Source organism: Microbacterium sp. NPDC055502, from assembly GCF_053643635.1.
In genome coordinates this window covers 770,419-784,574 of the sequence record NZ_JBSHKJ010000002.1, presented here as the reverse complement: position 1 = coordinate 784,574, position 14,156 = coordinate 770,419, and the positions used below count along the sequence as shown (strand labels likewise).

12 protein-coding genes are annotated in these 14,156 nt (G+C 69.8%); 4 read left to right on the top strand and 8 right to left on the bottom strand.

All coding sequences use genetic code 11. The annotated features are described in order from the left end of the window. Positions 1 to 84: 84 nt before the first annotated feature. From pgl to tkt, 6 genes are read right to left on the bottom strand one after another with little or no spacing between them, the layout of a single operon-like run. A complete protein-coding gene (gene pgl, locus ACWH95_RS14810) occupies positions 85 to 864 on the bottom strand; it encodes a 6-phosphogluconolactonase (protein ID WP_168387194.1) in 780 nt (259 codons plus the stop codon). 5 nt (positions 865 to 869) lie between these two features. Beyond that, positions 870 to 1,805 (bottom strand): glucose-6-phosphate dehydrogenase assembly protein OpcA, encoded by a 936-nt coding sequence (locus tag ACWH95_RS14805; protein WP_136030148.1) that lies wholly within the window; start codon positions 1,803 to 1,805, stop codon positions 870 to 872. Then, positions 1,802 to 3,352, bottom strand: coding sequence for a glucose-6-phosphate dehydrogenase (gene zwf / locus ACWH95_RS14800; RefSeq protein ID WP_136030150.1), 1,551 nt, complete (start codon positions 3,350 to 3,352; stop codon positions 1,802 to 1,804). The genes ACWH95_RS14805 and zwf overlap by 4 nt, the downstream gene beginning before the upstream one ends. 21 nt (positions 3,353 to 3,373) lie before the next feature. Continuing rightward, a complete protein-coding gene (locus tag ACWH95_RS14795; RefSeq protein ID WP_136036927.1) occupies positions 3,374 to 4,981 on the bottom strand; it encodes a glucose-6-phosphate isomerase in 1,608 nt (535 codons plus the stop codon). Beyond that, on the bottom strand, positions 4,978 to 6,090 hold the full coding sequence (tal, locus tag ACWH95_RS14790) for a transaldolase (protein ID WP_454120886.1): 1,113 nt from the start codon (positions 6,088 to 6,090) through the stop codon (positions 4,978 to 4,980). Before tal ends, ACWH95_RS14795 begins: the two co-directional genes overlap by 4 nt. Then, positions 6,087 to 8,183 carry a transketolase gene (gene tkt / locus ACWH95_RS14785; RefSeq protein WP_454121005.1) on the bottom strand — a complete coding sequence of 699 codons (2,097 nt, stop codon included), beginning with the start codon at positions 8,181 to 8,183 and terminating at the stop codon, positions 6,087 to 6,089. The genes tal and tkt overlap by 4 nt, the downstream gene beginning before the upstream one ends. Before the next feature lie 249 nt (positions 8,184 to 8,432). Between tkt and ACWH95_RS14780 the strand changes: the two genes are divergently transcribed. Further along, positions 8,433 to 9,338: a heme o synthase gene (locus ACWH95_RS14780; protein WP_136030155.1), complete on the top strand. Its 906-nt coding sequence runs from the start codon at positions 8,433 to 8,435 to the stop codon at positions 9,336 to 9,338. On the opposite strand, the gene ACWH95_RS14775 is transcribed toward ACWH95_RS14780, so the two are convergent. Together ACWH95_RS14775 and ACWH95_RS14770 are read right to left on the bottom strand one after the other, a co-directional pair. Further along, positions 9,284 to 9,766, bottom strand: coding sequence for a hypothetical protein (locus ACWH95_RS14775; RefSeq protein WP_454120885.1), 483 nt, complete (start codon positions 9,764 to 9,766; stop codon positions 9,284 to 9,286). The two genes, ACWH95_RS14780 and ACWH95_RS14775, sit on opposite strands and share 55 nt — an antisense overlap. Positions 9,767 to 9,831: 65 nt before the next feature. Beyond that, a complete protein-coding gene (locus ACWH95_RS14770) occupies positions 9,832 to 10,977 on the bottom strand; it encodes a COX15/CtaA family protein (protein ID WP_454120884.1) in 1,146 nt (381 codons plus the stop codon). 231 nt (positions 10,978 to 11,208) lie between these two features. Between ACWH95_RS14770 and sufB the strand changes: the two genes are divergently transcribed. The 3 genes from sufB to ACWH95_RS14755 are packed head-to-tail and all read left to right on the top strand — an operon-like array spanning position 11,209 to position 14,156. Next, positions 11,209 to 12,627, top strand: coding sequence for a Fe-S cluster assembly protein SufB (gene sufB / locus ACWH95_RS14765; protein WP_136030161.1), 1,419 nt, complete (start codon positions 11,209 to 11,211; stop codon positions 12,625 to 12,627). After that, a complete protein-coding gene (gene sufD / locus ACWH95_RS14760; RefSeq protein WP_136030163.1) occupies positions 12,628 to 13,833 on the top strand; it encodes a Fe-S cluster assembly protein SufD in 1,206 nt (401 codons plus the stop codon). After that, a complete protein-coding gene (locus ACWH95_RS14755; RefSeq protein ID WP_136030165.1) occupies positions 13,830 to 14,156 on the top strand; it encodes a non-heme iron oxygenase ferredoxin subunit in 327 nt (108 codons plus the stop codon). Before sufD ends, ACWH95_RS14755 begins: the two co-directional genes overlap by 4 nt.

Below are 14,156 nucleotides of genomic sequence, written 5' to 3'. Positions count from 1 at the left end.
TCGTCCTCGGTTCGACGCGACGCACGCAGACGCCCGCCCGTCCCCGAGGACGAGCGGGCGCGCGACCGCGGCCGGAGGACCGGCTCAGTAGGTCTGATCGATGAGGTCGGGCGACACCTCGGACGCTGCGGCCTCGTCGACGAAGTACACCGTGCGCTTGCGCCCCTTGGCACCGGCCGCCGGCACGCTCGTGTAGCTCGCGCCCGCCAGTGCGAGGCCCAGCGCGGAGGCCTTGTCCGCTCCCGTCAGCACGAGCCAGACCCGCTTGGACGAGTTCAGGACCGGACGCGTGAGCGTGATCCGCTCCGGCGGGGGTTTGGGGGAATCGCGCACCGGCAGCGCGGCGGCGTCCGTGACCGTCACTTCCTCGCGATCCGGGAACAGCGAGGCGATGTGGCCGTCGGGACCGACGCCCAGGAAGCACACCGCGAAGGACGGCCAGGGGTGGTCGTCCGTGCCGAACCGGGCGAGTTCCGCCGCGTACGCGGCAGCGGCCTCGTCGAGGTTCAGACCGCTGTCGGACGCCGCGGCCTCGTGGATGTTCTCCTCGGGCACCGGGATGTGGTCGAGCAGGGCGTTGCGGGACTGGAGCGCGTTGCGGTCCGAGTCGTCGCGGGGAACGAAGCGCTCGTCGCCCCACCAGAAGTGCACGAGCGACCAGTCGATGTCCGCCGCGCGCGGGTTGTCGGCGACCGCACGGAGCACGGCCCCGCCCATGGAACCGCCGGTGAGGGCGATGTGGGCGACGCGACCGTTCCTGGTGCGCGCCTTGACGCGGGTGAGGAAACGATCGGCGACCCGGAGGGCGAGGGCTGTCGGGGTGGCCTCGACCACGACCCGCTTCTCTGCGGACGATTCCGACATCGGTGTCACTCTCCCGTCTCGGGCGGACCGAGCTTCTCCCAGCCATCCGTGATGACTCGACCGTACAGGAGATCTGGATCCAATCTGCGCAGCTCCTCGGCGAGGCACTCGCGCAGCGTACGCCGCGGCAGGTGGAGGTCGTGGTTGGGCTGGTCCGGCTGCGTGAGCACGGCGATGCCGGGCGAGGGACGCTCCAGCAGGATGTCACCGGACTCACGCGTCAGACGCACGGACTTGATGCCCTCCTGCCACTCCTCCGGGCTCTCGTACGACCACCGCACCGGCACGTCCAGCGCCATCTGCAGCCACGCGGCGAGCAGAGCCGTGGAGGGGGAGGCCGCGGCCCCGCGCACCTCGACGGCGGTGATGGTCTCGTACGGCGGCTGATCCAGCACGGCGGCCAGCTGCTCGCGCCAGTGCGTGAGCCGCGTCCACGCGAGGTCGGTGTCGCCGGGCGCGTGCGTGCGGCCGAGCAGCGCGAGCCGGTCGCGCACATCGGGCGAGGTCGCGGCGTCGGTGATCCGGCGCTGCGCGATGCGGCCGAGCGGGGAGGACGACGGCGACGCCGGAGCCTCCTCCGGCCACCACGCCACGACGGGTGCGTCGGGGAGCAGGAGCCCGGTGATCAGGCTCTCCTCGTTGCTGGCGGCGTCGCCGTAGGCGTGCAGCACCACGACCTCGCTGGCTCCGGCGTCTCCGCCCACACGGATCTGTGCGTCCAGGCGGGACTCGCCGTCTCCGGTCGTGAGCACGATCACGCGCATCGGGTGCTCACGCGAGGCGTCGTTGGCCGCGTCGATCGCGGCCTCCGCGACTCCGTTGCGCGCGGAGATGACGAGCGTCAGCACGCGTCCGAGGGCGACCGCGCCGCCCTCCTCGCGCACCTTGACGAGCTGCTTCGCGACCTGGCTGACGGTCGTGTCGGGAAGGTCGATGATCACGGGCGTCTCCAGACTCGTCCGTCGCGGGCCAGCAGGTCGTCGGCGGACGCCGGGCCCCACGATCCCGGAGCGTACTGCTCCACCGGGCCGCCCTGGGCCGCCCAGTACTTCTCCACCGGGTCGAGGATCTTCCAGGAGAGCTCGACCTCCTCGTGCCGCGGGAAGAGCGGCGGGTCTCCGAGCAGCACGTCCAGGATGAGCCGCTCGTACGCCTCCGGGCTCGCCTCCGTGAAGGCGTGGCCGTAGCCGAAGTCCATCGTGACGTCGCGCACGTTCGAGCCTGTGCCGGGGACCTTCGAGCCGAACCGGATCGTGACACCCTCATCGGGCTGCACGCGGATGACGAGCGCGTTCTGTCCGAGCTCGGAGGCGTTGCCCCGGCCGAAGAGGTGCTGCGGTGCCCGGTTGAACACGACGGCGATCTCGGTCACGCGACGGCCGAGGCGCTTGCCGGTGCGCAGGTAGAACGGCACGCCCGCCCAGCGTCGCGTGTCGATCTCCAGCTTGATGGCCGCGTAGGTCTCGGTCGTGGACTCGGGGTTCATGCCCTCCTCGTCGAGGAAGCCGGTCACCTTCTCGCCGCCCTGCCAGCCACCGGCGTACTGCCCGCGGGCCGTCGCGAGCGACAGGTCCTCCGGCACGTGCACGGCGGCGAGCACCTTCTCCTTCTCGGCGCGCAGATGCTCCGCCGACAGGCTGATCGGCTCCTCCATCGCGGTGAGCGCCAGCAACTGCAGGAGGTGGTTCTGGATCACGTCACGGGCCGCCCCGATGCCGTCGTAGTACCCCGCGCGTCCCCCGACGCCGATGTCCTCGGCCATCGTGATCTGCACGTGGTCCACGTAGTTGCGGTTCCAGATCGGCTCGTACAGCTCATTGGCGAAGCGCAGCGCCAGGATGTTCTGGACCGTCTCCTTGCCGAGGTAGTGGTCGATGCGGAAGATCGAGTCGGCCGGGAACGCGACTTCCAGCGCCGCGTTCAGCGCGCGGGCCGACTCGAGGTCGTGCCCGAACGGCTTCTCGATGACCACACGCCGCCACCGCTCGTCGTCGTCGGCGTCCTGCCCGACGAGCCCGGAGTCCTTGAGCTGCTTCGCCACCAGCGGGAAGTCCTTCGGCGGGATCGACAGGTAGAACGCGTGGTTGCCCATCGTGCCGCGTTCCACGTCGAGACGCTCGACGGTCTCCCTGAGCTTGCGGAAGGAGTCCGGGTTGTCGAACTCGCCGGACACGAAGCGGATGCCCTGCAACAGCTGCGCCCAGGTCTCCTCGCGGAACGGCGTCCTGGCGTGCTCCTTCACCGCGTCGTACACGACCTGCGCGAAGTCCTGGTCCTCCCAGTCGCGTCGGGCGAACCCGACCAGAGCGAACCCGGGGGGCAGCAGGCCGCGGTTGGCGAGGTCGTACACCGCGGGCATGAGTTTCTTGCGCGACAGGTCTCCCGTGACGCCGAAGATCACGAGGGCGCTGGGCCCCGCGATCCGGTTGAGCCGGCGATCGTCGGGGTCGCGCAGCGGGTTGTGCCCGCGCGAGAGGGGAACAGTCATCGGTGGGGGCTTCTCCTGCTGTTACTTCTGTGCGGCTTCGAAGAGGGTGAGCACGTCGTCGGACGACTCCGTGATCGTCAGCGAGACGACGGGACGCCCGTGCTCCGCGAGCACGCCCGCGTCGCCGGCGGCCTGCGCCTGGATGAGCTGACCGAACGTGAACGGCCGACCGGGGATCTCGAGGTCGACGTCGGTGCGCTCCAGGATCTGCAGGAACACCCCCTGCGCCGGGCCGCCCTTGTGGTACTGGCCGGTCGAGTGGAGGAAGCGCGGGCCCCAGCCGAACGTGGTCGGACGACCGGAGTCGGCGGCGACCAGCTCGCGCAGACCCTGCAGCTGCGGCACCTCGAGACGGTTGACGTACGCCTGGATCGACACGTAGCCGTCGGCGGGCAGCTGCGCCCACAGCGCGTCGAGCACGCCCTCGACCGTGCCGGAGGCCGCGAGAGCCGGGTCCGACACGCGCACCTCGACGCCGTTCTCCACGAACGCGGGGGCGGTGGGCTCGGGTCGGGCGTCGAGGAGGCCGCGCGCGGCCACCTTCGCCGACTCGACGTCGGGCTGGTCGAACGGGTTGATGCCGAGCAGGTGCCCGGCGATGGCGGTGGCGTACTCCCAGACGATGAACTGCGCGCCGAGCGTGCCGCTGACGAGGATCTCACCTTCGTGGCGCTCGTGCAGGTGGAACTCGTTCGCGTCGTCGACCAGTCGCACGATCTGCAGGTCGGCGGGCACGGGGTCGAGCTCGGGGGAGACGGGGAGCAGCACGACCGGGAGGATGCCGGTTCCCTCCTTGCCCGTGGACTCGGCGATGAGCTGCTCGATCCAGTCGGGCAGGCCCTTGATGTGGGTGCCGTCCGTGATCAGACCCAGCTTGTCGCGGCGCGGGGTGGTTGCGGCGATGGCCGCGCCCAGGCGCAGGGCCGGGTTCTCGGCGGAGTCGACGGCGACCTCGAGCAGCGAGGCCTCGGCCTCGTTCAGCAGCTCGTCGATATCGACGCCCGCGAGGCCGGACGGCACCAGGCCGAACGCGGTCAGCGCGGAGTAGCGGCCGCCCACGTTCGGGTCGGCGTTGAACACGCGGTACCCGGCCTCGCGCGCGGAGGCGTCGAGCGGCGAGCCCGGGTCGGTGACGACGACGATGCGCTCGGTCGGGTCGATGCCGAGGTCGCGGAACGCCGCCTCGAACGTGCGACGCTGCGAGTCGGTCTCGACCGTGGACCCGGACTTCGACGACACCACGAGCACGGTCTCGGCGAGGCCCTCGTCGAGCGCGGCCAGCACCTGGCCGGGCGCCGTGGAGTCGAGGATCGTGAGGGGGACCCCCGAGGTCTGCGCGATCACCTCGGGCGCGAGCGACGATCCGCCCATGCCGGCGAGCACGACGCGCGTGACTCCCTTCGCGGCGAGCTCCTCGCGCAGGGCGACGATCTCGGCGACGAGCGGCCGGGAGACGGAGACCGCCTCGACCCACCCGAGCCGGATCGAGGCCTCGGCCTCGGCCGCCGGACCCCACAGCGTGGCGTCGCCGCTCGTGATGCGCGAGGCGACCAGGTCGTGGACGAGGCTCGGGACGGTCTCCTCGATCGCGGCGCGCGCGGCGCCCGAGGCGTGGATCGCGAAGGTCATCGCTGTGCCTCCAGTGCCTCGGCGACCTGGGTGAGCAGGTCGTGCCACGAATCGATGAACTTGGCGACGCCCTCGTCCTCGAGCACCTGGGTGACGTCGGTGAAGTCGATGCCGACCTCTTCCAGCCCGGCGAAGACCTGACGGGCCTCGTTGTAGCCGCCGGTGATGGTGTCGCCGGTGACGACGCCGTGGTCGAAGGTGGCCTCGAGGGTCTTCTCCGGCATGGTGTTGACGACGCCGGGGGCGACGAGCTCGGTGACATAGAGGGTGTCGGGCAGCGCAGGGTCCTTCACGCCGGTCGACGCCCAGAGCGGACGCTGGGCGTTCGCCCCCGCCGCGAGGAGGGCCTTCGCCCGGTCGGTCTCGAAGCTCTGCTCGAACAGCTCGTAGGCCAGGCGGGCGTTGGCCAGGCCGGCCTTGCTCTTGAGGGCCTCGGCGGCGTCGGTCCCGATCGCGGTGAGGCGCTTGTCGGTCTCGGTGTCCACGCGGGAGACGAAGAACGACGCGACGGAGTGGACGGTCGACAGGTCGACACCGGCGTCCTTCGCGCGCTCCAGGCCCGTCAGGTAGGCGTCGATGACCTCGGCGTACCGCTCCAGGCTGAAGATCAGGGTCACGTTGACGCTGATGCCGTGCGCGATCGCCTCGGTGATCGCCGGGAGGCCGGCCTTGGTCGCCGGGATCTTCACGAGCAGGTTCGGGCGGTCGATCTTCGCCCACAGCTCCTTCGCCTGCGCGACGGTGCCGTCGGTGTCATGCGCGAGGTCGGGGGAGACCTCGATGGACACGCGGCCGTCCACGTGACCGGACTGCTCCCACACCGGGCGGAAGATGTCGAGCGCGGCACCCACATCCTGCGTGGTGGCCGCGAACACGGCCTCCTCCGCCGAGGCGCCGGACGCGGCGAGCTCGGTGACCTGCGCGTCGTACGACGTGTCGTTCTTGTCGGTGATCGCGTTGGCGAAGATCGTCGGGTTCGTGGTGACGCCGACGACGTTGCGCGACGAGATCAGCTCCGCGAGGTTGCCGGAGGAGATGCGGGTGCGCGAGAGGTCGTCGAGCCAGATGCTGACGCCGGCCTCGGCGAGCTGTGCGGTGGGGGTGCTCATGCGTTCTCCTTGATGGTCTCGCGGGCGGCCGCGACGACGGCCTCGGTGGTGATGCCGAACTTCTCGAAGAGGGTCTTGTAGTCGGCGGAGGCGCCGAAGTGGTCGATGCCGACCGAACGACCGCGGTCGCCGACGATGCCGCGCCACGTGAGCACGGAGCCGGCCTCGACCGACACCCGCGCCGTGACCGACGACGGCAGCACGCTCTCGCGGTACGCCTCGTCCTGCTCCGCGAACCACTCGAGCGACGGGGCCGAGACGACGCGCACGTTCACGCCCTCCTCGGCGAGGGCCGCGCGGGCGTTCACCGCGAGCTGCACCTCGGATCCGGTGGCGACGATGATGACGTCGGGCGTGCCGTTCGGGGCCTCGGCGAGCACGTACGCACCCTTGACGGCCTGAGCGGCGGAGGCGAACGTGTCGCCAGAGGCCTCGCCCTCGCCGCGCTCGAACACCGGGATGTTCTGTCGCGTCAGGGCGATGCCGGCGGGGCCCTCGTGGCGGCGGAGGATCTCCAGCCAGACGGCGGCGGTCTCGTTCGCGTCGGCGGGGCGCACGACGGCGAGGTTCGGGATCGCGCGCAGCGTGGCGAGCTGCTCGATGGGCTGGTGGGTGGGTCCGTCCTCACCGAGGGCGACGGAGTCGTGCGTCCAGACGAAGATGCTCGGCACGTTCATCAGAGCGGCCAGACGCACCGAGGGTCGCATGTAGTCGCTGAAGATGAGGAAGGTGCCGCCGAACGCGCGCGTCGGCCCGTGCAGCACGATGCCGTTCACGATCGCGCCCATCGCGTGCTCGCGGATGCCGAAGTGCAGCACGCGGCCGTAGGGGGTGCCCGACCACTCGTGCGTCGACCACTCCTCGGGGATGAACGACGCCGCGTCCTTGATCGTGGTGAGGTTGGACTCGGCGAGGTCGGCGGACCCGCCCCAGAGCTCGGGCAGCTGTGCGGCGAGGGCGTTGATGACCTGGCCGGACGCGGCGCGGGTCGAGACGTCCTTGCCGGCCTCGAACACGGGCAGCGCGTCGGCGATGTCGGCGGGGAGCTCGCGGGCCTCGACGCGGTCGAGCAGCGCCTTGCGCTCCGGGTTCGCCTCGGCCCAGGCGTCGAACGACTTCTGCCAGGCGGCGCGCTCCTCGGCGGCGCGCTCGGCCAGGCCGCGCGTGCGGGCGATCACGTCGTCGGCCACCACGAACGTCTGCTCCGGGTCGAAGCCGAGGACCTTCTTGGTCGCGGCGAGCTCGTCCGCACCCAGGGCGGAGCCGTGGATCTTGCCGGTGTTCTGCTTGCCGGGCGAGGGCCAGCCGATGATGGTCTTGAGGATGATGAGCGAGGGCTTGTCGGTCTCGCCCTTCGCGGCCTCGATGGCGGCGTAGAGCTCGGCGACGTCTTCGACGTACTCGCCCGTCTTCTTCCAGTCGACCGTCTGCACGTGCCAGCCGTAGGAGGCGTAGCGGGCGGCGACGTCCTCCGTGAACGCGACGTTCGTGTCGTCCTCGATGGAGATCTGGTTGGAGTCGTAGATCGCGATGAGGTTGCCCAGCTGCTGGTGGCCCGCGAGCGACGAGGCCTCGCTGGTCACGCCCTCCTGCAGGTCGCCGTCACCCGCGATCACGTAGACGAAGTGGTCGAACGGGCTCGTGCCCGCCGCGGCCTCCGGATCGAACAGCCCACGCTCGTAGCGGGCGGCGTAGGCGAATCCCACGGCGGAGGCGAGGCCCTGACCGAGCGGCCCCGTCGTGATCTCCACGCCCTTCGTGTGTCCGTACTCGGGGTGGCCGGGGGTCTTCGAGCCCCACGTGCGCAGCGCCTTGAGGTCGTCGAGCTCGAGGCCGAAGCCGCCGAGGTAGAGCTGCACGTACTGCGTGAGGGACGAGTGTCCGACGGAGAGGATGAACCGGTCGCGGCCGAGCCAGTCGGTGTCGGCGGGGTCGTGCCGCAGGACGCGCTGGTACAGCAGATACGCCGCGGGAGCCAGGCTCATCGCCGTGCCGGGGTGGCCGTTGCCGACCTTCTCGACCGCATCGGCCGCCAGGATCCGGGCGGTGTCCACCGCGCGTCGATCGATCTCGTCCCACTGCAATTCCGACACGTTCATGCCCTTTCCGACAGTTTCGAGGGCGCCCGTATTCCTTGGCGCATCCGCAACTTCCCTGGCGCATTCCGCACCGCCTCGAGGACGGGTGGGGGTGTGCGCAGCATCGGGCGCGCGAGTGCCTTCAGCATAGCGGTGACGGTGGATCCGATCGGTGGCCGGGCGGCACGGAAGGCGTCATCGCGTGTCATACACTGGAGAGGTTGTCCCGTAACGCGCGCGGAGGAGGCGATCGAGATCTCGACGATGTCTGATCAGACCGTACGGAAGTCGTCCATCGGTCGCACGGTGAGCGCTTACGTGACGCTGACGAAGCCCCGAGTCCTCGAACTCCTCCTCGTCTCGACCGTCCCGGTGATGTTCCTCGCCCAGGGCGGTCTCCCGAACCTCTGGCTGGTCCTCGCGACCGTCATCGGCGGATCCATGAGCGCCGGCTCGGCCGGGGCCTTCAACATGTATCTCGACCGCGACATCGACGCGCACATGCACCGCACGGAGAACCGTCCGCTGGTCACGGGCGAGGTGAGCCCGCGCGGCGCGCTGATCTTCTCCTGGACTCTCGCGATCGTGTCCACCGTCTGGCTCTGGTTCACCACCAACTGGCTCACCGCAGTGCTCTCGGCCTCGGCCATCTTCTTCTACGTCGTGATCTACACGATGATCCTCAAGCGCCGCACCGAGCAGAACATCATCTGGGGCGGCATCGCGGGCTGCTTCCCCGTGCTCATCGGCTGGTCGGCCGTCACGGGCTCTCTCGACTGGCCGGCGTTCATCCTGTTCCTGCTGGTCTTCCTGTGGACGCCGCCGCACTACTGGCCGCTGTCGATGAAGTACAAGGACGACTACGAGGACGTCGACGTCCCGATGCTCGGCGTCACGCGCAACGCCTCGCAGGTCGGCCTCCAGGTGATCCTCTACGCGTGGGCGACCGTCGCGTGCTCGCTGCTGCTGGTGCCGATCGCGAACATGGGTCTCGTCTACACGGTGTCCGCGCTGGTCTTCGGCGGCTGGTTCATCTACGAGTCGCACCGCTTGTACAACCAGGCGGTGCGGGGGACCGAGGCGCGGCCGATGCGAGTCTTCCACGCCTCGATCACCTACTTGACGCTGATCTTCGTGGCCGTCGCGGTCGACCCGCTGCTGCCGTTCTGATCCGCAGCGTCCTCCGACGCCGCGGACGCTGACGCGTCGTCCGCCGGCGTGCTGGCGGCGTCCGTGGTCGCCGTCGCTTCCTGATCGGTCGCGGACCCGGTCGCGGCGATGACCTCGTTGGGGGACGGCTCATCCATTCCGGCGTCGAGCGCGACGGGCATGGCGGGCACGGCCGGGACGAGTGCCCGCGCCGCCACGAGGCCGAGGGCGAGGAGCAGGCCGATCAGGCCGGCGCCGAGCACCGCGGCTCCGACCACCACGAGCGACTGGCCGACGTAGACCTCCACCCCCGTGGCCGTGCCATCGAGCAGGGTGCTCGTCATGGTGCCGATCTGGCCGGCGATGAGCCATCCGCCGACGCCGATCGCGGCGAGGGACACGATGAGGAGAATCCAGAATCCAATGCTTCTGGTCAGTGTTCTGTGCATGCCGACCAGGCTGACCGATGCCCTGATGAGGCCCCGGTGCGCACGCTATGGATCGTCTGTGCGGCTCAGCGCCCGGTGAGCGCCGGGGCGGGGTCCTCGGCCGGGACGTCCGTCCGCACCGGGCGCTTCAGGTGCAGCACGACCACGGTGTACGTCGCGGCCGACAGCGAGGCGAGCACCATGTGGATGCCGACCAGGATCGGCGGCAGACCCTCGCGCGCCTGCCACACCCCGACGCCGACCTGCACCAGGATCGCGAGCACGAGCACGAGCAGCCAGCGGCGGGGCTCCAGGCGGAGTGCCCAGGCGGTGATCGTGAGGAACAGCACCAGGGCGGCTAGCACGTAGCCGGGCCAGGAGTGCACGTGCGCGAGGACGGTCGCGTCGAAGCCGTGGCGCAGCACGTCCGCATCACCCGAGTGCGGCCCGGAGCCGGTGGTGAGGACGCCGAACAGGATCGTCACCGCGAGCGCGAGCCCTGTCACATGCGTGATGATCGCGAACCAGCTCGGCACGGCGCGTTCGCGGGGCCCCGGTGCGGTCTTGAGGCGCACGAGGAACGCGGCCGTGACGCACACGAGAAGCAGCGACGAGGTGTAGTGGAAGCCCACGATGAAGGGGTTCAGCCCGGTCAGGACCGTGATGCCTCCGACGAGGGCCTGCGCCACCACACCGATCAGCACGAGCCACGCCAGGAGCACGAGGTCGCGACGCGTGGCCGTGGTGCGGACGGAGTGGACGGCGGCCGCGATGACGGCGAGCAGCAGCACGCCGGAGGCGATCGGCGAGGCGGGGAAGTGGAAGGGGAAGGCGATCGCGAAGGCGATGCCGGCCGCGACGATGCCGCCGAGCGCGAACCACAGCGCCTTCGTGACCGCGCGACGCCCGTTCACCGTGTACAGGACGAGCAGCACGACGGTGAGAGCGATGATGCCGACGACGCCCGTCATCAGGCGGTTGCCGAACTCGATGATGCCGTGCACCCCCTGCACTTCGAGGATGGGCACGAGCGACTCGGGCGTGCACAGCGGCCAGTCGGAACAGCCGAGGCCGGAGCCGGTCAGACGCACCGCGCCGCCGGTGCCGATGATGATCGTCTCGCTGACGAACGAGAGCCACGCGAAGACGGTCAGCGCCTTCGCCCACCCGCGGGATCGCGGAACGGGGGTCGTCCGAGTCGTCGGAGGGGTGGTGATGGTCGTCTCGGGCATGAGTCCTCCGGCTCGTCGGCGACGTGGCGCGCGGCCCGTCCGCCAGGCGGAACCTGTAGAATCGGATTGTTGCGATGAGCGCTGACCGCGCTGAAGCATCGTCAACAGTTTAGGCGCGATGGAAGCGCCGATGATGAGGGCCCACCAACGGCACCCGCTCCCGCAGACTCGACGGGGATCAGGTGTGTCGGGGCGGATGACACCGTTTGGGACCTGTGAGGAGAGTGTTGCATGTCGGATGTGCTGATCGACCGCCCGGAGCTTGACGGTCTGGGGGTGTACGAGTTCGGCTGGCACGATGAGGACGCCGCGGGTGCCGTGGCGAAACGCGGCATCTCCGAAGAGGTGGTCCGCGGGATCTCTGCCCTCAAGAACGAGCCCGAGTGGATGCTGAAGACCCGTCTGAAGGGGTATCAGCTCTTCGGTCGCAAGCCGATGCCGACGTGGGGCGCCGACCTCAGCGACATCGACTTCGACAACATCAAGTACTTCGTCCGCTCCACCGAGAAGCAGGCGCAGAGCTGGGAGGACCTCCCCGAGGAGATCCGCGAGACGTACGAGCGCCTGGGCATCCCCGAGGCGGAGCGCCAGCGCCTCGTGGCCGGCGTCGCCGCGCAGTACGAATCCGAGGTCGTGTACCACCAGATCCGCGAGGACCTCGAGGCCCAGGGCGTCATCTTCATGGACACCGACACGGCGCTGCGTGAGCACCCCGAGTTCTTCGAGGAGTACTTCGGCACGGTCATCCCGGCGGGCGACAACAAGTTCGCCGCACTCAACACGGCCGTGTGGTCGGGCGGCTCGTTCGTCTACGTCCCGAAGGGCGTGCACGTCGAGATCCCGCTGCAGGCGTACTTCCGCATCAACACCGAGAACATGGGTCAGTTCGAGCGGACCCTGATCATCGCCGACGAGGACAGCTACGTCCACTACATCGAGGGCTGCACGGCTCCGATCTACAAGTCCGACTCGCTGCACTCGGCCGTGGTCGAGATCATCGTGAAGAAGAACGCCCGCGTGCGCTACACGACGATCCAGAACTGGTCGAACAACGTCTACAACCTGGTCACCAAGCGCGCCGTGGCACACGAGGGCGCGACCATGGAGTGGGTCGACGGCAACATCGGCTCCAAGGTGACGATGAAGTACCCGTCGATCTACCTGATGGGCGAGCACGCCAAGGGCGAGACCCTCTCGGTCGCCTTCGCCGGTCCCGGTCAGCACCAGGACGCGGGGGCCAAGATGATCCACATGGCGCCGTACACGCAGTCGTCGATCGTCTCGAAGTCGATCGCCCGCGGCGGCGGTCGCGCCGGCTACCGCGGTGAGGTCCGCGTCGACGCCAACGCCCACCACTCGGCGAACACCGTCCGTTGCGACGCGCTGCTCGTGGACACGAAGTCGCGCTCCGACACCTACCCGGCGATCGACATCCGCGTCGACGACGTGCAGCTCGGCCACGAGGCCACGGTCTCGAAGGTCAGCGAGGAGCAGCTCTTCTACCTCCAGTCCCGCGGCATGCCCGAGGACGAGGCGATGGCGATGATCGTGCGCGGCTTCATCGAGCCGATCGCGCGCGAGCTGCCGATGGAGTACGCGATGGAACTGAACAAGCTCATCGAGATGGGCATGGAAGGATCGGTCGGCTAAATGGCGGCCTCGACGACAGCGCCCACGGAGGCGCAGCACACGAACGCGCACATCGACCCGGCCGCCCAGGTCGCCGACGCCGGATTCGTCCCGGTGCAGACGCGCTCCGAGCGCCCGCACTCGTACGACCCGGACGACTTCGGCGCCCCCAGCGGCCGTGAGGTCAACTGGAAGCACACGCCGGTCGCGCAGCTGACGCCGCTGTTCCAGACGGCAGAGGCGAACGACGGCGTCGCGTACGCCTTCAGCTCCGGCGGGCAGTACGTGGCAGGACCGCTCGCCATCGGCGCCGCTCCGCGCGGCGAGGTCTTCCTCCCCGAGGACATCACGGCCGCCGTCGCCTGGCAGGGTGCGAGCGAGGCGGTGCACGTGCGCATCCCGCGTGAGGAGGAGGTCGCCGAGCCGATCTTCATCTCCGTCACGGGTACGGGTGCCGACCGCCGCGCCGACGCCCACATCGTGATCGAGGCGCTGGAGCACAGCGTCGCGACCGTGGTGCTGCAGCACAAGGGTTCCGCGCAGTACGCGCAGAACGTGGAGATCATCGTCCGCGATGGCGCGAAGCTCACCGTGGTCACGGTGCAGCAATGGGAGGACGACGCGGTGCACGCGGCCGCGCACCAGGCCCGCGTCGGCTCCGACGCCACGCTCAAGCATTTCGTGGTGAGCTTCGGCGGCGGCCTCGTGCGCGTGAACCCGAGCGTGGAGCTCGCGGGCGCGGGTTCCGAGGGCTACCTCTACGGGCTGTCGTACGCGGACGCCGGGCAGCACCTGGAGAGCCAGGTCTACCTGCACCACAAGGGTCCGCACACCACGGGCGACGTGCTCTACAAGGGTGCCCTCCAGGGCGCGAGCGCGCACAGTGTGTGGATCGGCGACGTGCTGATCGGCGCCGACGCCACGGGCACCGACTCGTACGAGGCGAACCGCAACCTGGTGCTCACCGAGGGGGCGCGCGCCGACTCGATCCCGAACCTCGAGATCGAGACGGGCGACATCGTCGGCGCGGGCCACGCGAGTGCGACCGGTCGCTTCGACGACGAGCAGCTCTTCTACCTGCAGGCCCGCGGCATCCCGGAGGAGGAGGCGCGGCGTCTCGTCGTGCTCGGCTTCCTCACCGACATCGTGCTGCGCCTCGGTATCCCGACGCTCGAGGCGGAGCTGCTCGCCGCCATCGAGGCCGAGCTCGCCGAGGTGGACGCGTGACCGCCGAGCGCGTCTGCGCGGTCTCCGACCTGGAGCAGGACACCCCGCTCCGCGTCGAGCCGGGCGGCGTGCCCATCACGGTGATCAAGGACGGCGATGGCGTGATCCACGCCATCGGCGACACCTGCACGCACGGCGACATCTCGCTGTCCGAGGGCTTCGTGGAAGGCGACACGGTGGAGTGCTGGGCTCACGGCTCGGCCTTCTCCCTGATCACCGGCAAGCCCCAGAACCTCCCCGCTTACGAGCCCGTCCCGGTCTATGTCGTCGAGATCGACGGCGACGACGTGCTCATCGATCCTGCTGTGACGAAGGAAGTCTGA

What these genes read in the sequence shown, in the direction of transcription:
- pgl (WP_168387194.1), bottom strand. Translation starts at nt 864, where the DNA reads ATGTCGGAATCGTCCGCAGAGAAGCGGGTCGTGGTCGAGGCCACCCCG.
- zwf (WP_136030150.1), bottom strand. Translation starts at nt 3,352, where the DNA reads ATGACTGTTCCCCTCTCGCGCGGGCACAACCCGCTGCGCGACCCCGAC.
- ACWH95_RS14795 (WP_136036927.1), bottom strand. Translation starts at nt 4,981, where the DNA reads ATGACCTTCGCGATCCACGCCTCGGGCGCCGCGCGCGCCGCGATCGAG.
- tal (WP_454120886.1), bottom strand. Translation starts at nt 6,090, where the DNA reads ATGAGCACCCCCACCGCACAGCTCGCCGAGGCCGGCGTCAGCATCTGG.
- ACWH95_RS14780 (WP_136030155.1), top strand. Translation starts at nt 8,433, where the DNA reads ATGTCTGATCAGACCGTACGGAAGTCGTCCATCGGTCGCACGGTGAGC.
- ACWH95_RS14775 (WP_454120885.1), bottom strand. Translation starts at nt 9,766, where the DNA reads ATGCACAGAACACTGACCAGAAGCATTGGATTCTGGATTCTCCTCATC.
- ACWH95_RS14770 (WP_454120884.1), bottom strand. Translation starts at nt 10,977, where the DNA reads ATGCCCGAGACGACCATCACCACCCCTCCGACGACTCGGACGACCCCC.
- sufB (WP_136030161.1), top strand. Translation starts at nt 11,209, where the DNA reads ATGTCGGATGTGCTGATCGACCGCCCGGAGCTTGACGGTCTGGGGGTG.
- sufD (WP_136030163.1), top strand. Translation starts at nt 12,628, where the DNA reads ATGGCGGCCTCGACGACAGCGCCCACGGAGGCGCAGCACACGAACGCG.